This is a genomic window from Microcoleus sp. PH2017_09_SFU_O_A (assembly GCF_020738625.1).
Taxonomy (GTDB): domain Bacteria; phylum Cyanobacteriota; class Cyanobacteriia; order Cyanobacteriales; family Microcoleaceae; genus Microcoleus.
The window spans coordinates 85,026-104,167 of record NZ_JAEQCF010000008.1 but is presented as its reverse complement, the minus strand read 5'-3'; the positions used below and the strand labels follow the sequence as shown (position 1 = coordinate 104,167).

Genomic DNA, 19,142 nt, shown 5'->3' with positions numbered 1-19,142 from the left:
ACCCGGATTGGGAATATAGCTGAATGAACCGTCAGCCTTAAAATCGACCTTGCCGTTGATTGGATTTGACAATACCTTGGCTGTCAAAATATCGCCGTCAGGGTCGCTGTCGTTGCCTAATACTCCGGGGGCTTGCTGGTTGAATACCTTGGTGTGGGGAATCGTGTAATTGTCTGTTTGTCCAGCAGGTGGCAAGTTGGTGAGATTGATGACGAAAGTTTGACTGGCGGATGTATCGACACCGCCGTTAGCTACGCCCCCATTATCTTTGAGATTGACAGCGATCTTAGCACTGCCGATCGCCCCTACGGCCGGTGTAAATGTTAGCGTGCCCGCCGAGTCGATCGCAGGTGGTACGCTAAACAAAGCAGCATTGTCATTCCCCGTAACTTGAAACGCGAGAGTTTGTCCCGACTCGTTGGCGGGGCCCCGAGAAATCGCCGTCGCCCAGCCGGGGATGGTTTGCGCGCTGGAGTTACTCTTGAGAGTGCGATCGCCCCCTTTGACAAACGAAGGTACATCATTGACTGGATTAACTGCGATCGTCGGTGCGATCGAATTAGTGCTAAACGGCGTTGTTCCTCCAGTAACTGAAGCGTTCACACCCACAGTACCGTTACCAACTCCATTCGTTCCATCCCACGCCCGCACCGTAATTGTTGGTTCGCTGCCAGCGATACTGTAATAATTTGGGTTGGGTACAAAGCGGACTTTCGCAGGCGTTTGCAGAGAAACCCGCGTCAAGTTGATGTTAGATTGAGCTGAGGTTGTGTCGTCGCCGAGAAATAGAAAATTAGGAGTTTCATAGGGGTCGATCGCGCCAGTAAATGCAGCATAATTTCGCAGAGGCCCCGTTAGTATAACATTATTACTACCGTCCGAAAGAAAGTAATTGTCGCCTAAAACTTTCAGAGTATAGTTAGTAGCAAGATTTGTATTGTAAGCAGCATTTTCAGCAGCCACAAATAAGCTATTCGTTTGTCCGCCCGGATTGGGAGTAATTCCGTCTGCTTGAGCAAAGATATTGCCCGTAGTTGCAGATAGCTGCTGGAAACCGATTTCAATTGCTTTGCGATCGCTCGTAACGGTAACAATGCTAAAACCCGCCCGATTGGCATTGATACGGGCTTCGGAGATAATTTGCAGATTAAAAGATAAGCTAAATCCCTGCGTGCGATCGAGCGGCGGAAATAACGGACTTAAAGGATTATTGGTATAGCCAGCATAGATATTATTAGCAGCCGTGCTGTTTAAATTAACTCCATTACCGCTTAATATTTCTGAAGCAATAGTGGTAGGAGCAATAATATTGGAGTTGGTCAAAGACAGCCAATTCTGAGAACTGGGAGTGCTGCCAAGCAAGCCATTATAAAGAGGCGTCGGGCCGAGAATTGTTGCTGAGCTTTGGGACAATGGCCCAAAATTTGTCCAAGTATTGCCATTAGTTGAAAATTGCCAATTGCCGTTAGTATTGTCTGCTGCTGTGACTGCGACACCCAACGGATCGCTATTAACATCAGCGCCTAACTGGCTAGTGATATTGAAAATACTAAAACCCGTGTTAGCTACATTTTCTATGTCCTCATTAATTGCAGTTAAACTATTAGCGTTAGAATTTGTTAAAGTTGGAGCGCTGTTGAGCTGCGGGTTGCGGAGGCTGTTAATATAAATAGTGTTAATGCCGAAATTGGGTACGCCGATCGAACCTACACTATTGACAGCATAATTAGCGGTTTTGTTCACACCGCCGATCGCGCTCATGAATTCGACATTATCACCGTTATTCGTCGGAGCGGCAATTTTTACCTTAGCTGCATTGCCAAATGCTCCCAAACCAGTTGTTGGCCAGGCGATCGAATCAACTGAAGTAGTTCCCGTACTGCTAGTATCTACCCAAACAAGATCTGAATCTGCTGCAAAATTTCCTGCAAAGTTGTTAGGTGGAGCTAAAACATTATTAAGGTATACACCACCTTTATTGCTAGTTATCAATAATTGAATGTTCCAATCAGCATCAGTTCCTCGGGGAACTGGATTGTAGGTAATTTCATTCGCTGGAATTACGCTCTCACCGCCCAGCACAATTATTGTTCCTGCCTTGAATACAGGAGCAATACTTGCCATATTTATGAACTGATAGGCAGAATATTTAACTGTTGTTAGATCCGTTGAATCGCCAACAAAAAAAGTTTGCAATTGAGCAGCAGTTAAGTCTTCTGTCAAAAGTAGTTCGACATACTCATCGCCCTGAAAACTACCGTCACGGCGGAATTCATTAATAATTATCTGTCCCATTTCGATGTGCCTATATTTAATATAAGAATCCAATCGAATGTGGCAAGCACATTCAACTCCGTGCAAAATTCAAGCAGGAGAGTATTTTGTTCTCTACCGATAACCTGCCTTTTAGTTCAGTCGTAAGGTGCGTCAGACCATTCGCTTGACACATCACAAAAAATGTGAAAAGCTAACGCATCCTACCCGACTGCCGGATTAGATGATTAAGACCTTAACGGAGTCCTACTGATGATTTATATGAATCAATCAACATAAAATAATTATTAATTTGACCTAATTAACCTTATAATGTCAAGCATTAAATAATCTCAATAAATATTGTATATAAAAATATGTTGATCGGGCAATCACTCGCAAATTTAAATCAAAAACAACCAGCAAATCATGTCACCTCCCATCGATCTTTGCTTTGATTGGCAAAACCTTAGTCAAATTTAAAGGTTATGAAAATCTATAGTGTATTCGCATCGGTAATTAATTAAAACACTTCGTCTTCAATTCCCACCCACCATTCGCCCAGATTCATTAAATCTTGGTGAAGATCGGTAAGTTCTTTGAGATATTCTTCAGTAGAAATTTGCGATCGCCTTTCTTGCAATTTTTTCATCCGGAGTTGCACCAACAGCCATGGTTTAGAAATGCCGTCGGTTGCTTCGATATATTTGGCTAGGTCTTTGCTGTTCATAGTTATTGGGAATGGGGAATGGGGAATGGGGCATAGGGCATTGGACATGAAGCATGGTAATCGGTAATCGGGAAAAAGGTAATCGGTAATCAGTAATAGTTCGTCGTTACTTGTTAAGAGTTTTTCAAATAACAAATGCCCGATGCCCCATTCCCAATGCCCGATGCCCCATTCCCAATGCCCGATGCCCATTCCCAATGACTATTTGTAATCCGAAGTCTGAATGTTTTTCAACTTCGCCGCATATTTCATGCCGTATTCCGGGCGGCAGAAGCGATCGATCTGAGACTCGAAAAACGCCCGATTTGCCTTCAAATGTTTCGGATTCGGGTCATCCAAAGGATACAGCAGCGCCGTCCGCAAAGCTTGAATAACCGCCGAAGTAACGCAGTACATCGATCGCTGGAACGTCACCCCAATCTGATTCAGGATATCATCTTCGCCGCGGCATCGCTGCCTGTAGAAATCCATCAAATAAGGCGGCAGGAAGTGCAGCATATCTTGGGCTAGCAGCGTCGGCGGGATGCCGGCAGTTCCTACAGGGAATTTGTCTGCATACAAAATACCGTAGTGGAAGTCTTTTTGGTCGTCGGGAACTTCCTTGGCTTGGGCGTTGTAAGATTTGGTTCCCCGGAACGGCGAAGTGCGGTAAAATACCGATTCTACGTAGGGTAGCGCTGCCTCGTACAGCCAAGTGAAACCTTTGGATTTTGGGATGATTTCGTAGGTTTCGCCGTCGATGAGAACGTGGTGGTAAATCGGACGACCGGCGATCGCAAATATACCATTTACCAGGAAATCCATCGCCTGGGGTACTGTGGTAATTTTCCCTTCGTCGTACAAGTCCGAAACTTCAAAAAACACGGGTGCCATTACTTCCCAGAATAAACCGAGATTGCTGTAATAAGACATCTGGCGGCACTGTTCCAAAAACATTTCGGGAAATGCTTTGTGCAAGGCTAGCATGAACGGGTCTTTTTTGAAGTAAGCTTTAATTGCGCGATCGGCATTTGCTTTGTATTCGTCGCTGTCGAGATAGGGGTCAAACTGGTTGACAGGAACGTACATCCCCCGGTGCCACAGCATTGACCTCATGCACTCTTCGGCAAATTCCATGTTAATGCGATCGTGCCACAAATGGTGAAACAAACGTGGCTTTTTGCCAGTTTCTCCATTTTCCATGAACTCCAAAAGTTCCGGGTGTGCGCTTCCAGTCCCCCGCCAAATCCGTAAATCTGCACCGTCACCTGAATAGTGATTTTGCAAGTCTAAATACTCCTGGGGTAAGAAGTATTTAAAGAAGGGAAGTGGGTTTAAAAATACCCGTTCCGCGATGTAAAGTAAATCCCGCCAATAGAAATCCATCGGTACCGCGTAGGCCTTCCAAATCGCGATGATTTGCATCAGATTTTCCGGCGTATCTGGAATCATCGCGCCGCCAGCTTCCAGTCTGTGAATGACTTCGGCAAATTCGTGTTTGGAAGGAGGCAGTTTAGTTGCTGGTTTAGTAGGAGTTTGTACCATTGTTTCTTCCTTGGTTTGAATGAATCTCAATATTTAGAAATATTCGCAAAGTCTGCGGCAGCGCAATGCTTGGAAGTTGCTAGTAGGGAAATTGCTGTAACTGCACCTGAATTTAGAATTTTTTGCGGTGTTCCAAACTTTTACACAGTTATGGTGGTAGTTGACTGGTTGTTTTTATTTTACCATAATTAGAATCCGAATTCATATCATGTCCGGTCGATCACCATAACAAAAATAGTTCGTAGTGCGGACTTAAGTCCGCTCCGGCTGCGGACTGAAGTCCGCACTACAAACTAATCTTATTGTGGTCAGTCCACCGGAGATGATATCAGAGGGAAGTTCGGTAACGAATTGTATAGCGGGTTTAACCGATTCAATGGATGAATGTTGAGGGAAGAAGGAAGATGGAAGAGAAAAGAAGGAAGAAGTAAGAAGGAAGAAAAAAGATTTTTCTGAGTTCCCGCTCTCCCCCTCTCCCATTCTATTTCTCAGATTGATAGCTGACAGCTACTTGAGTATATCTGCCCGTTGATAGAGTTACTGCCATCGCATTTGTAGTAGATTCGCTCCACTTCAGCAGCCACACTGGTTGAACTCCCAAGAAGAAAATGATTGCCGCTAAAACTAGGGCTGGCATATTTTCGGCAAACTTCACTGGAGGATAGTAAGCCGTGGCATTGTCCAACTTGCCAAAACAGGTGCGGTTGAGCAGAATTACAAAGTAAACTGCTGTTAACCCGGAGGCTAAAATGCACAGTAAAGTCGGAATTGGAAATGCTGAGAAACTGCCTTGAAATACTAAAAATTCGGCGATAAAACCGACTAAACCGGGAATTCCGGCGCTGGCCATGCCGCCCAAAACTAACAGCGAACTCGCTGTGGGTAAACCGCGCATCGGATTCATTAAGCCGTTGAGCACGTCCAAATCCCGTGTGCCGGCTTTGGTTTCGATGATGCCTACGAGATAAAACAGCAAGGCTAAAATCAAGCCGTGGCTTACCATTTGCCCGACAGCGCCGATTAAGGCGAGTTTGGTGCCGGCGGCGCAGGCGACGAGGATGTAGCCCATATGCCCGATCGAACTATAGGCTACCATGCGCTTGATATCTTTTTGGGCGATCGCGCTCAAAGCACCGTACATCACGCTCACCGTACCGATTATCGCTAAACCAGGAGCGACTATCGACCAAGTTTCGGGAAACATCTGCAAACCAAACCGCACTAAGCCGTAAGTTCCCAACTTCGCCAAAACACCTCCCAACAGAATTGCTGTTGCTGGCGAAGCTTCCACGTAGGCATCCGGCAGCCAAGTGTGGAGGGGCACTAAAGGAATTTTAATTGCCAACCCAAACAAGACAATTGTTAGCAAGATTAATTGCGTGTTTAAGGGCAAATCTTGAGTAGTAATTGCACTGTAATCGAAGTTTAAAGAGCCGCTCAGCCAAGCTACGCCCAAAAATCCGCCTAAAACTAAAAGTCCCGAAACTGCCGTGTAAATCAGAAACTTCATCGCAGCGTATTCGCGCTGTTTGCCGCCCCAAATCGCAATCAACAGGTAAAAAGGAATTAATTCTAGCTCGTAAAATAGGACGAACAGCAGCAAATTTTGAGACATCAAAGCTCCCGCCACCCCCGCATTGATCAGCAAAATCAAAGCGTAGTAAAGCTGGGGGCGAGCCATACCTTCACCAGTACCGTAAATCACTAATAGCGTCAGCAATCCGGTTAAAACTAGGAGTGGCAAAGATAAGCCATCAATTCCCAAGTTGTAGCTCAAACCCAATTGCGGAATCCAAGGCAAATATTCTTGAAATTGTAGCCCTGAATTTGTCGTGTCAAATTGAGTTAGCAGCCAGAGATTCAACAGGAAAACGGCAGCAGCGAAGACGGAAGCGACGGAGCGCACCCGCATCGCATTCATTTTTCCGGGCAAGAACCCGACTACCGCAGCGCCCAACGCGGGCAACCAGAGCAACGCACTAAGCATAATGTGTGAAGAGTGAAGATTCAGTTGACAGTTGACAGTTGACAGTTGACAGTTGACAGTTGACAGTTGACAGTTGACAGTTGACAGTTGATAGTTGACAGTTGACAGTTGACAGTTGATAGTTGATAGTTGACAGTTGATAGTTAATATCTAAGTTTTTAGACAGTTTAAATTTTACTGCTTTCCCAAGAGGTTTTTCAACAGTTGGTATTTAACAATTGACAACTATCAACTATCAACTATCAACTCTCAACTGTTTACGACTCAATCAGAATATTGACTGCACCCGTGTCTAAATCGTAATATCCACCGACAACTTTCAGTTTATTCTCCTCAATTAACTTAGAGATAACTGGAGATGCTTTCAATCTTTTAGCTTGCAGCACCACATTGGCTTTGCAGGCATTTTCTAGACGATCGCCTGCTTGGCCTTTCGAGCTTTCTACAGCAGGCCTAATTGCGTCGAGCAAACTGCCAATTTGACCGGGAACTTGAGCGCCTTTGATGGTTGCATCTACCGCACCGCAACGTTTGTGACCGATTACTACCAGCACTTTTGCTCCCAACACCAGTGTGCCAAATTCCAGGCTGCCAATTTCTTCTGGAGTAGCCACATTTCCGGCTACGCGACATACAAATAAATCTCCCAATCCCTGATCGAAAATAATCTCAGAAGGAAAGCGGGAATCTGCACAGCCGAGAATAGCAGCAAATGGTTTTTGAGCTTTGGCAACTTCAACGAGGCGGGGTAAGTCTTGGTTGGGACTTTGGCGTTTTCTGTCAACAAATCGCTTGTTCCCCTCCATCAATTTTGCCAAAGCGACATCGGGAGTGAAGTCATTTTGAGCAATTGCTGGTTCGGGTGAAGCCACATCAGCACCTACTCGTGCTGCGAGTATTCCTGTACCTATTGCTCCTGCGACAAATTTGAGGGAGTTGCGCCGGGAAAGATTTACTTGTCTGCGATCGTCTTTCATGTATTCTGCCTTGTTGGATTGAGTTTGAAATCTTTATTCAAGACTTCATTTATTTAAGATTTTAGGTTAAAAGTGTCACCTAAAATCTTCAACTTTATATCTCTTTACCCGCCCACAATCAGCGAGAGGCGAGCCAACAGAGGCCAGCTTACGAGCAATCCTAAAAGTGCCACTCCGAAGAGAATTGTCAGGGCATAAAACTGAGTTTGACCCGTAACGTTGTATTTGAGGCTTTGCCCGCCGAAAACTGTGGCAAAACCGATTAAGTTAACGAATCCGTCAACAATATTGCGATCGAACCAGGATATGATTTGGGAAACCAGACCGACGGCAAAGATGATGGTCACGCGGTAAAGTTGGGCGGTGTAAAAGTCGTAGGCAAAGAAGTCTTGCACGGCTTGAGAACCAATTCGCACTGGTTTTTCCCACTTTTCGTTCAGGTAAATAAATGCTCCGGCACCAATGCCGATCGCACTTGACAAAGCTAACAGTCCGGCCGCAGTATAATTCAAAGTTGCCAAAGGCAGTAATTCCCAGGCGGCGAGCAAGTGTGGGACGTGCAAGGTAAATCCCATTAACACTGTCATCGGCAAGACAAAAGGCCAGGCAACTTCGGGCGAACGTTCAGTCATTTGCTTCGGTTTGCCACCGAAAACTAAACCGAAAACGCGCACTAAGCCAAAAGCAGTCACGCCGTTCACAAACAGCACTACTACTAACAGTGAAGGATGAGTTTTAGCAAGCCCGCCTGCTAATTCTGATAAAGCCCAGAAGCAGCCGAAGGGTGGCAGGCCCATCACTCCAGCGGCGCCAACAAGAAACGATATTCCCGATATCGGCCGCTTCGCCCACAAACCGCCGAGATATCGGACATCCTGAGTGATGCTGTTCCAAACTACTGAACCGATGCTCATCACCAACAAACCCATTGCTAAGGTGTAGGCAAAGATTAATGTCAAAGCTGTGTGGGTTTGTCCGGTGCCGACGGCGATAAATACCAAGCCCATGTAAGAGCTAACTATATAGGAAAGCGTGCGCTTGATGTCGATTTGGGCGATCGCAATTAAAGACGCACCCACCGCCGTTGCAGCACCCACAATAATAGTTGTCTTCAGCCCGACGGGCGACAATGCAATCACGGGCTGCAATTTAATCAAAATCCAAGCACCGGTTTCCACAACCACTGTGTTCCGCAAAATCGTTGCCGGCAAAGGGCCTTCCATCGCCTCATCCAGCCACAGGTGCAGGGGAAACTGAGCGCATTTGCCCATCGGGCCGGCAATCAAAGTTAAACTCAACAGCGTCGCCACTGTGGGGTCAATGTTTGCAGTCTTAGCCCAAACTGCCAATTCGTCAAAATTCCAAGTTCCAGCCAGCGGCAGAATTGCAACTACTCCCATCAACAGGAATAAGTCTCCTACCCGCTTAGTCAAGAAAGCATCGCGGGCGCCCGTCACCACCAAAGACTGATTGAACCACAGCCCGATTAGCAGGTAAGTTCCCAGAGTCAGGACTTCCAGAATCATGTAGCTGAAAAACAGGGAGTTGGACAAAACCAAGCCGCACATCCCCGCTTCAAACAGCCCCATCAGGGAAAAGAACCTAGCCCAGCCCCAGTCCATTTCCATGTAGCCGACTGCATAAATCTGCGCCAGAAAATTCAGTCCCGTAATCAAAACTGTCGCCCCGACGGTGACAGCAGAAATGTCTACGGGAATGGTTAAGTCTAAACCTGCCACATTCAGCCAGGGAATGAACTGGTGTTGTGCCGGTTGGTTCCAGATAGCTGTCAGGGCGATGACGCCGTGAAGGAAAGCGAAGAAAGTTAAGATGGCGTTTACGTAACCGGAGGGTCTAGGCCCCGTGCGGCGAGTTACTGCTGGAAACCACAATATCGACAGAAATGCGCCGATGAGTGGATAGCAAGGTATAAACCAAACGGTCTGGAGTAGGATTTGAGCCATTGGCACTACCTGTAATTGTTACAAAACTTGAAAAATCTGAGAATAATCTCGACGCCAGAAGGCTGAGGCCATTCGCCAGAAGTAAAGAAATTTTGGGGGTAAATGCGAGTTTCTCGTCGTTCTGAAACTGCGCGCTTCAAAATAGACTTATTAATTTTATATTAAGGATTGCCTGAAATTTTCATATTTCCTAATTCAGCATACTTATATACAGATAAACTGTGCTTATCGGATGTAAAGATCAGACGGCGGTTGAAACCGCGCCTACACAAACGATGTCCGCCTCCGCGGACTCAAGAGAGAATAACATAGGATAGGTCTTCAACCCGCGGAGGCGGGTTTTGCCTGTATAGACGCGGTTTCAACCGCCCAGTCTTCTTCTAAGGATTAAAGTCGCTCAATTTCCCGAGCTAGTTCTGGGAGTTTGGCTTGTCGCTGTCCGATCGCCCTTGCCCTGACATTTATGAGACCGATCGGCGTATTTAACAAATCTACCAGATCGGCACGGGCGATCCTCTTCGAGGGCTTCGCTAACGCACATTTAGCAGTAGCAACCGGCAATTCCTTTAACAGCCATCTAGCCAGCCGATACAAATATTCCCCTGTGGTGAATTCTCGCATCAAATCGACACCGTGGAGTTCGTGCAAATATTTATTCGACTCGCCGTAACGATGCCATTGACTTTGTAACTGTTTTATTGTATTGCGGTGGCGGTGTCGGGCGATCGCATTTTCGGCAAAATACATTTTATAGGATGTTTCCCGCAAAATCCGCCAGCACAAATCCGCATCGCCGCCGCTCGTAAGGTACGGGCGAAACATACCCACTTGTGCTAAAATCTGGCGGCGGACAGCTAAGTTAGCCGTTTGACCGTAGGGACAAAAAGGGTGAGCGAGAGTATGTTTTTGAGATAAAGTATTTTCGCGGGCGGCGTGTTTTTCTAAGAGAGTGTTACCGGGAAGGGCGAGGATTTCACCGCAGGTAATTCCTATTTCTAAGTTAGCGAATGGTTCGACTAAATTTTGCAACCATTGAGGTTCGGGGCGACAGTCTGCGTCGGTAAAGGCGATGATTTCGCCTGTTGAGGCGCGAATTCCTTTATTTCTGGCGGCGTAGGAACTTTGAATCGTATTTTCGGTGAGATTGCGAATGGTGATTTGATTGAATCCCTCTTGCTTGGGGGATTTGGCTGCTGCTTGAAGGATAGTTGAAGTGTAATCGCGACTTTTGTTGTCTACTAAGAGATATTCTACTCTGTTTGTTGGATAAGTTTGCGATCGCAGACACTCAATTAAATCCGGCAAATCCGTCTCCCCGTTATAAACAGGTACCACAACCGAAACAATCGGTAAAAACTGCTCACTGTTCATTAATCCTCTCTGCTGGTTGTTGAGTCAATCAGGACTTGCATTCCTTACTACGAACCAGTTTGTAGTGAGGACTTCAGTCCTCTCTTGCCAGTTTGTAATGAGGACTTCAGTCCTCTCTGCTGCTTGTTGAGTCAATCAGGACTAAAGTCCTTACTACGAACCAGTTATCTAATAATTTCTACTTCTGTACCTTTTTGTACAAACTGATACAACTCGTCAACATCCTTATTTTCCAGAGAAACGCAACCCAAAGTCCAATTCGATCGCTCTTTGATAATTTTCTCTGAATTAGCAGGCACGCCGTGAATCCCAACCTCGCTGCCAATACTATCGTACCATTTGATTGTACCTGCTTGCTTGGCTTTGATATGTTTTCGCCAAGATTGTTTGCTGGGATAATCCAGCCAGATAAATTTCGACCAAGCTGCGTGAGGATAAAAATCTTTTATGCTAAAAATTCCTTCCGGCGTCCGCGAATCGCCTTCTTTTAGTTTATCGCCTGCGGGATTGCTGCCAAATACAACAGGATAAGATTTGACAGGCTTTTTGTTTTCATAGACAGTCAATCTGTATTTTGATTTTTCCACCAGGATGGAAATTCTATTTTTATCTAACTTATCCGGTTCGCCTAAAATTTGTGATAGGGGTTTGCCGTAGTTGAATAAATTATCTGGTGGTAATTGGGTATGTAAAACATTTAACTCATCAGCCGGACAATTACTTAAGCAAAAAACATCTAAAATGTAGGGAATGGGAACAGCATAACCCAGTCTAACAAGTTTCCAGTAAAAAAAGGAACTCACAGTTAGCAATAGAATGCTGGCAGATGAAGCAATTATCCAAATATTGCCCTGTCTTTTTTTAAGTTCCATTGCATTAACTGGGGCTATTATAGCGGTTCTCAAAAAAGTGAGGTACGTTGTTGGGATGGGAGCCCTCTTATATTTATTATATAGTAAGCGAGGTCGCATCAAAAACTCCATTTATAGTCATACCTCATCTTTCTGATAAAGGCTATATCATCATTTTAGCTTATGAGCTTGGAACAGGCAAGATGCCTGTTCCACAACAGATTTAATATTAGTGGCACAGGCCGGAAAGCCTGTGATTTAGCTAGATTTAATATTAGTAGCACAGGCATCTTACCTGTTTTTTTATTCTATCTAAAACGGGCAAGATGCCCGTTCCACAACTGCATGAAGTTCTTGTGTAACGGGCATCTTATTTGTTTTTCAACATGGCTGTAAATATCAGCTACATATGCTGTAAAGTCTGTTACTAATCCGCTGTTAACTGTTGCCAGCCAACATCAAAATCATTAACACTAACACCCCGTTAGTTAAATAAAAGATACCAACCACCTGAGTTTCCAACCAGCCGCAGAGTTCTAGATGGTGGTGCAGGGGAGCCATTCTTAAAAGACGCTTGCCAATGCCATCAGGGCCTTTTGTAGCTTTATAATAAGCCACTTGAGCAATTACTGACACTGTTTCAATCAAGAAAATCCCACTGATTATTAATAATATCCAAAGGCTATTTGTTAATAAAGCTACCGCACCCAAAGCACCGCCCAAAGCCAACGCACCTGTATCGCCCATAAATACCCGGGCTGGATTGCGGTTGTGAGCTAAGAAACCGAAACAACTGCCGCTAATGCAGACACAAAATATCATTAATTCTGGCGAAGTTGATGCTACAGATGCACCTAATCCCAAAAGTGCGATCGCACCTAAACCTCCCATCAAACCATCAACGCCGTCGGTAAGATTAGTAGCATTGCTTTCGGCAACTAACACAAAACCAGCTAGCGGCCAAAACAAGAAACCTAAAGGCAATACCCAACCGAAAGGCAAAGCAATGTTCGTAGAAATAGTTGGATTGTGGAACATCAACCACAGACAAAAAAGAGCTGCAAAACCTACTTGCAAAGCCAATTTCATCCGAGGTGAAATACCTTTATTCGACTTGCGACGGAGAATTTGCCAATCGTCGAGCCAGCCGATGAAACCGTAAGCTAAAGTTAAAGCCGATACGGCAACAACATCTGAGTTAAATCTCGACCAAAGTAATGCTACTACGACTCCTGCTGGCACAAAAAATATGCCTCCCATTGTCGGCGTTCCCGCTTTTTTTAAGTGGGCTTGGGGGCCGTCTTCGCGAATTATTTGTCCGGCTTTCAGTTGCTGGAGTACGGGCACAACCAGATAACCTAAACCCGATGCAATGAGAGCACAAACAGCTAGTGGCATAAATAGCGATGCAGGCGCATCCAAAAATCTACCCGCTGCTACATCTAAACCGATCGCTACAATGCCGAGTCCCAAACCCAGCAGCAGGAATAAATTCCTGCCTGTAAGTTTGAAAGGCATAGTAAAAGGGATTTTCTCATCCACAAAGTTATCCATATCACTCCTCAACACACACCATTTGAGAATAAGCATTTGACAATTCGAGAATAGGGTGGGATACAGGAGATTGGGAAATCTCTTGGTTTTTTTTCCCTGTTTCTGGTTGATTCGTTGACCAGCCAAAAACGTTACAAGCCCTAAACTTCAGTAATCGATTCTCCCCAAATTTTAGACTCAAGTTCGGCTTCCGGTTATTCACGAAGCTGCAAGTGAATCTAAAATCTAAAATCTAAAATCGACTTACCATTCTACAGTTATTCGTCGCCTACACCCGCATCATCTTCTGCTTCTTCTTCTAAATCATCGTAAGGACTGTCGTCAACTGCCATCAACTCGGAAATTTCTTCTTCGTGCAGATAGTCGGGTTCTTGGACATCCCTTGCTAAGAGGCGATTGTTAGATTCCAACCAGTCTAAAAGAGAAGATTGCTGCTTTAATGGAATTACATCGGCAGGTAAGTGGCGAGGTATTTGACGCAGAGATGGGTTGTACATGATTATCGGTTTCTAAAGACAAAGACGCGATCGAGATCGAGTAGAACTAATGTTGTGCCGACTGACTGCTCCTTCCATCGAACACTTGCAAATCGGGCATTTAGCAGAGCTAAGGCATTATACCACAGACACTCTTTGGTTCCGGATCGGATAGGATGGCTGACTGGTTCGGGCGATCGCCCCCAATCATGGGCGCCAGGATAACATTAAAATCCGATATTGCCAATCCCTCTTTAGCCATAAGTATTGTAATCTGAGGCGATCGTTTTTGAAAGTATCGCGGGACACTGGGCCAGCCAGCGGTTGGGTTAAAACAGTTTCCTGGTTTTGCGTCAAAGCCTTATGGTGAAAGCCTTTTACCTTCTTCAACCAATTCTCGAACAATAAATCTCAGGATGGATATAACAGCGGCGATTTTATACCACAAAGACGGTTACGACACCGGAGGGAAAAGACTTCTGGGGCGTCATTCAGCCGGAGAAGGATTTCTCAAAAGCTTAGTCCAACACGGTACTGCTGACTCTCTCTACTGCTGCACAGACAGCGAAGCAACATTTAAGGAGTTTTGTTCGCGCATCCAACCGTGGCTGCAACAACCTCGGAAAGTCCGCTGGATTTCGACGGATCGACTAGATTTGCTATCTCAACCAGGTACAATCTATCGACCCGATCCCGCCCTTGCCGATATGGTTTGGGGGCGCAGATTTGTCAATCAGCGGGCTTACAGCGTTTGTGGCGTTACCCATACGATCGCAACTAAGTATGTCATGGAGTCGATCGGCAATTTGATAACTGCACCGGTTCAACCTTGGGACGCCCTGATCTGCACCTCTAATGCCGTGAAAAACACAGTAGAAGGAGTTCTGAGGGAGTGGTCTGAATATTTAGCGCAGCGCAACGGCGGTCAACCCGAAATTTTGGTGAAATTGCCAGTTATTCCCCTAGGAGTGGATTGCAGCGCGTTTCCGCAGGGTGTGGAAGCAGTCCGGGTGGGCGATCGACAACGACAAGAACTCGGCATTTCTCCGGGCGATATAGTCGTGCTATTTGTCGGGCGATTGACTTTCTCTGCCAAAGCTCATCCGGTACCAATGTACATCGCCTTGGAGCGCGCCGCCCAACAAACAAAGGCGAAAATCCACTTAATTCAAGCCGGTTGGATCGAAGATCCGAGAGAAGAACCCGACTTTAAAAATAGCGCGAAAATCTTTTGTCCGTCGGTGAATGCTATTTTTGTAGATGGCAGAAAGCCGGAAATTAGAGTTAATATTTGGTCTGCCTCCGATATTTTTATTTCGCTGTCCGACAACATTCAAGAAACCTTCGGACTAACACCCATTGAAGCAATGGCCAACGGACTGCCGGCAATTGTTTCCGACTGGAACGGATACAAAGAATCAGTACGGCACGAAATCGACGGCTTCCGCATTCCCACACTCATCCCGCCCCCAGAAGCTTGTTTAGATTTAGCGCTAAATTATCTCGACGGGAGTTTGAATTGGCCGACTTACATGGGTCACACTTCCCTAGCCACAGCAGTTGATATTGACGCCTGCACCCGCGCTTTGTGCAAATTAATTGAAAACCCGGAATTGAGAAGGCGGATGGGTGAAAGTGCGAGACAAAGGGCGAGAGATATTTATGATTGGAAAGTAGTAATTGCTGCTTACGAACAGTTGTGGCGGGAATTAGCAGAAATTCGGGTTTCAGCACCAGAGTCTGCACCTGCAAAAGCCGGGAAGCCACCTTATCCGCTGGGGGACGATCCGTTTCGGGTGTTGGGTCATTATGCGACTAGAACTTTAACTGATGATATGATTTTGAGTCTGGGTGCGATCGCCACACCGGAACTGTTGAGAGAGTTGCACACAATTTGGTTTACGAGCTTCGGTCAAGACCGGAGAATCTCTGTTAAAGTTCAGATAGAGATGTTGAATGCGATCGAGCAAAAGGGTGCGATCGGCGTCGGGGAAGTTCTCAGGCGTTATGCAACAAACGAGCAAGAATCAGCATACCTCTATCGGACGCTACTCTATCTTGTGAAATTTGGTGTTTTAGTCATTGGGAATGGGTAATTGGGAATTGGGAATTGGGAATTGGGCATAGGGCATAGGGCATGGGGCATCGGGCATTGATTGCTGGTTGGGGTGCATTTGATTAGTGAAGAGGGCGAAGCATGACCGCATATAAGTTATTAGTTATCATCCCATATGGACTGCGGTCATGCTTCGCCCCTACAGATATATTATTTGCCAAAACCAGATGCAGTCGCTGGGTGTTTTTTATGAGTTATTGGTATACTAATAACTAATAACTAATCACTAATCACTATTGACAACTAAGAGGGCGGGCCCGCACCATCCACCGCCCCTACGAACCGACAACTGTCAACTGTCAACTGTCAACTGTCAACTGTCAACTTATGCTTAAAAAATCTGCACTATTAGAGATAATTGCTGGTAAGAATCGCGGTTTGCTGGCGACTCCAAACGACAAACAGGCGATTTTAAGTGCGATCGCCCAATTGGAAGATTATAACCCCACACCACGCCCTGTAGAAGCCCCAGAGCTTTTAGATGGCGATTGGCGGTTGTTGTACACCAGCAGTCGCGCCCTGCTGAATCTTGACGGTTTTCCGTTGTTGAAATTGGGTCAAATTTATCAATCCATCCGCGTCAAAGAATCCAAAATTTACAACATTGCCGAACTTTACGGCTTGCCTTACTTAGAAGGAATAGTCAGCGTAGCCGCCAGATTTGAGGCGACTTCGGAACGGCGAGTGCAGGTGAAGTTTGAGCGATCGATTTTGGGTTTAAGCAGGTTAATCGGCTATGAATCTCCTGCTAAATATATCAATGAAATTGAGTCGGGGAAAAAATTCGCTGCTGTAGATTTTGGGTTAGATACTCGCGAACAGCAGGGATGGCTGGATGTTACTTATTTGGATGGCGATTTACGCATCGGGCGCGGTAATGAAGGGAGTGTCTTTGTGTTGACAAAAGAGTGATTTTGTGATGTTTGATTGAGTTCGATCGCTCTTAAGACTTCTCAAATTTTTAAGCAATTCTCGCTAGAATAGAAGCGTCAGGGGCATGAACACTTAGACATTTTCAGAATAAATCTATATAATCAAGTTAATTGAATTGAAAAAATGTATGACAACAACAACTGTAGTAGACATCGGGACTTTAATTATCCGCGATCGCAACCTTCGAGGCGGCCGTCCCATTATTGCTGAAACTGGTACTTCTGTCCGCCGCATCGCCGTTTTGTACAAGCAGGGTAATAGTGCGGAAGAAATTGCTAGGCTGATGACTCACTTATCGATCGCACAAGTTTATGCAGCTTTAACGTATTATCATGCTAATCGAGCAGAGATTGATACAGATTTAGCAGAGGAACAAGCAGCTTACGAACAGTTAGCAGAGTTACACTACAAAAACCTGAAGACAAATCCATGAGCATTATTCTACTGCTGCTAGACGAAGATGCTATGAATTCGGCTCTGCTTGATGCTCTACGCCTGCGGAGTGTTGATGTTATTTCTGTTGCAGAAATAGGAATGCTGTCTCGCAGGGATGAAGAAATTTTGTATTGGGCTAATAAAAATCATCGAGTAACCTATAGCTTTAATACTAGGGATTTTTATCGATTGCATACTGATTTGAACACCCAAGGGGAAGAACATATGGGGATAATCTTGGGACAGCAGAATTATTCAGTTGGGGAACAATTGCGTCGCTTGGTAAAAATTATAGCTAGTAAATCCGCAGAGGAAATGTACAATCAAGTTGAGTTTTTAAGTGCTTGGGGTGAAGAATAAGCGATCCCCTTAACTCATTCTCCTCAATTTATCTTTCTTTCATCCGCGTTTATCCGCGTTCATCTGCGGTTGAAAATCAAAAATGTATGACTTTTGCAAACAATTCAACACTTACTAAAATCCTCAAATCCACAGCCGATCGCAGCTTTAGATATGATAACCGTTAAAACTTAGCGTTAAGAATTGACAATTGACAATTATTGTGATATCTGCTTGAATTTTAATGGGAAAGGCGTTAGTACATTCCCGCCAAGAAACTTACTAACGCCCTTTCTGTACTCCTTACGAATACAACAAGATTATGCCACAAAACGGTTATCAACAGGGATTATCGGCGAATCCTAGTGCGATCGCGTACCAAAAACGCCTTTACCCTTGGGCGATCGCCAAACTCATGCCAAATATGCAGCGGACTGTTGTGGGCAGGTTTCGCAGGCGATCGGATGCTGACGGGCACTTGCTGTGTCTGCGTCAACTCATGCCTCAAGCTTCGCTGCTGGTAGTCTTTGACTTGCAACCAGACTAACATTTGGGGCGATCGCGCGATCGTCCTCCCTCTAAAAATAGGGGCTTTTTTCGCGCGATCGCCCTCTAAAATTGGAAAGTTATGTGAGTTTGAGATTAAACTAAAAACTTTAAGCTAGGCTGCACAGGTTTTCATTGTTTAGCTAAAATCACATAAGCTAGTATAAAACTATCCTTAATTTGTTGGTGAATTATGACTGTCATAACTGCAAAATTCATCCTTCCTGAAGCGGGCAAAATTCCACAATGGCAAGCCGCAACATGGGAAGATTATGTTGCGGCTTGCGAAAATCCGTCTTTAGCGGAAGCCAAAATTTTTTTTCATGAAGGATATCTTTGGATCAATATGGGTAATGAAGGGCCTCAGCACGCCAGATTTAACGATCTGTTTACTATCATATTTTTTGTGTGGTTTACCACCAAAGTAGGACAAACTTTTGATTCTCTCAGCGGTTGTGTAATTGAAAAATCTAAAGTGGGTTCAGGTGCGCCAGATAAAGTTTTATACATTGGCGGAGATTTCCCGCAGTGGCAAAAAGGGGAACCTCGACGCATTAATCTCAATCAATGGCGAGTTCCCGATTTAGTTGCAGAGATTTCCGATACTACTTTGACGAGCGATTTAGATGAAAAAAAGCGCTTGTATGCTGCTTTAGGAATTCCTGAATATTGGGTAGTAGATATTAATGGCGTGAGAGTATTAGCATTTCGCTTGCAGGAGAATGGGAAGTATCAGGAATGCGAGTTTTCGGTAGCGCTTGAGGGATTGCCAATTGCTTTGCTTTCGGAGACTTTAAAGCTTTTGACTGAAGGAAATGGGACGGCGGCGATGTGGTTTGCTCAACAAATTGGGAATTTGTAGAGAGGTTGACGAAAAATGCCATCGCCCGCAGCTCACCATACTTTTTTCAAGCTCGACTTTAGGGCGGGCACAATTTATGAATATTTTGATATTTGTGCTAAGGTAAGTAAGTAGGCGGGATTCAACAGAGCTATGTAAAAATATGTAAACAGGGCTAATTTAGCCACGCTTAGGGCATTTGGATACTTGACAATCGTTTACATAATTGCGTTTTACAGCGCCTA

Annotated in this window: 16 protein-coding genes; 6 read left to right on the top strand and 10 right to left on the bottom strand. The window is 45.1% G+C overall.

Annotated elements, in window-relative coordinates; genetic code table 11:
* The 10 genes from JGK16_RS05995 to JGK16_RS05950 all read right to left on the bottom strand — a co-directional run.
* On the bottom strand, window positions 1-2,295 hold a 2,295-nt coding region (locus JGK16_RS05995), incomplete at its 3' end, for an Ig-like domain-containing protein (RefSeq protein WP_293189818.1).
* A gap of 481 nt (window positions 2,296-2,776) precedes the next feature.
* Window positions 2,777-2,983, bottom strand: a complete 207-nt coding sequence (locus JGK16_RS05990; protein ID WP_293182027.1) for a hypothetical protein — start codon at window positions 2,981-2,983, stop codon at window positions 2,777-2,779.
* Window positions 2,984-3,184: 201 nt separating this feature from the next.
* Window positions 3,185-4,507: a CO2 hydration protein gene (locus JGK16_RS05985; RefSeq protein WP_293182019.1), complete on the bottom strand. Its 1,323-nt coding sequence runs from the start codon at window positions 4,505-4,507 to the stop codon at window positions 3,185-3,187.
* 481 nt (window positions 4,508-4,988) lie between these two features.
* Window positions 4,989-6,494 carry an NADH-quinone oxidoreductase subunit M gene (locus JGK16_RS05980; protein ID WP_293189819.1) on the bottom strand — a complete coding sequence of 502 codons (1,506 nt, stop codon included), beginning with the start codon at window positions 6,492-6,494 and terminating at the stop codon, window positions 4,989-4,991.
* Between the two features lie 257 nt (window positions 6,495-6,751).
* Window positions 6,752-7,471: a carbonic anhydrase gene (locus JGK16_RS05975; protein ID WP_293182015.1), complete on the bottom strand. Its 720-nt coding sequence runs from the start codon at window positions 7,469-7,471 to the stop codon at window positions 6,752-6,754.
* 104 nt (window positions 7,472-7,575) lie between these two features.
* Complete coding sequence (locus JGK16_RS05970; RefSeq protein ID WP_293182013.1) at window positions 7,576-9,435, bottom strand: NAD(P)H-quinone oxidoreductase subunit F; 1,860 nt, start codon at window positions 9,433-9,435, stop codon at window positions 7,576-7,578.
* A 387-nt stretch (window positions 9,436-9,822) separates the two neighbouring features.
* Window positions 9,823-10,806 carry a glycosyltransferase gene (locus JGK16_RS05965; protein ID WP_293189820.1) on the bottom strand — a complete coding sequence of 328 codons (984 nt, stop codon included), beginning with the start codon at window positions 10,804-10,806 and terminating at the stop codon, window positions 9,823-9,825.
* Window positions 10,807-10,970: 164 nt separating this feature from the next.
* A complete protein-coding gene (locus JGK16_RS05960; protein ID WP_293182009.1) occupies window positions 10,971-11,678 on the bottom strand; it encodes a L,D-transpeptidase in 708 nt (235 codons plus the stop codon).
* Between the two features lie 417 nt (window positions 11,679-12,095).
* Window positions 12,096-13,211 (bottom strand): phospho-N-acetylmuramoyl-pentapeptide-transferase, encoded by a 1,116-nt coding sequence (gene mraY, locus JGK16_RS05955; protein ID WP_293182007.1) that lies wholly within the window; start codon window positions 13,209-13,211, stop codon window positions 12,096-12,098.
* Window positions 13,212-13,468: 257 nt separating this feature from the next.
* Window positions 13,469-13,708 carry a DUF3134 domain-containing protein gene (locus JGK16_RS05950; RefSeq protein WP_293157481.1) on the bottom strand — a complete coding sequence of 80 codons (240 nt, stop codon included), beginning with the start codon at window positions 13,706-13,708 and terminating at the stop codon, window positions 13,469-13,471.
* Between the two features lie 395 nt (window positions 13,709-14,103).
* On the opposite strand from JGK16_RS05950, the gene JGK16_RS05945 reads away from it, so the two are divergent.
* From JGK16_RS05945 to JGK16_RS05920, 6 genes are all read left to right on the top strand, one after another.
* Window positions 14,104-15,783: a glycosyltransferase family 4 protein gene (locus JGK16_RS05945; protein WP_293189821.1), complete on the top strand. Its 1,680-nt coding sequence runs from the start codon at window positions 14,104-14,106 to the stop codon at window positions 15,781-15,783.
* A gap of 347 nt (window positions 15,784-16,130) precedes the next feature.
* Entirely contained in the window at window positions 16,131-16,715 is a 585-nt protein-coding gene (locus JGK16_RS05940) for a PAP/fibrillin family protein (RefSeq protein WP_293189822.1), read from the top strand.
* Window positions 16,716-16,863: 148 nt separating this feature from the next.
* Window positions 16,864-17,169: a DUF433 domain-containing protein gene (locus JGK16_RS05935; RefSeq protein WP_293182002.1), complete on the top strand. Its 306-nt coding sequence runs from the start codon at window positions 16,864-16,866 to the stop codon at window positions 17,167-17,169.
* On the top strand, window positions 17,166-17,531 hold the full coding sequence (locus JGK16_RS05930) for a DUF5615 family PIN-like protein (protein ID WP_293181999.1): 366 nt from the start codon (window positions 17,166-17,168) through the stop codon (window positions 17,529-17,531). The genes JGK16_RS05935 and JGK16_RS05930 overlap by 4 nt, the downstream gene beginning before the upstream one ends.
* 301 nt (window positions 17,532-17,832) lie before the next feature.
* Window positions 17,833-18,057 carry a hypothetical protein gene (locus tag JGK16_RS05925; protein ID WP_293189823.1) on the top strand — a complete coding sequence of 75 codons (225 nt, stop codon included), beginning with the start codon at window positions 17,833-17,835 and terminating at the stop codon, window positions 18,055-18,057.
* Between the two features lie 192 nt (window positions 18,058-18,249).
* Window positions 18,250-18,918: a Uma2 family endonuclease gene (locus tag JGK16_RS05920; RefSeq protein WP_293181995.1), complete on the top strand. Its 669-nt coding sequence runs from the start codon at window positions 18,250-18,252 to the stop codon at window positions 18,916-18,918.
* Window positions 18,919-19,142: the final 224 nt, after the last annotated feature.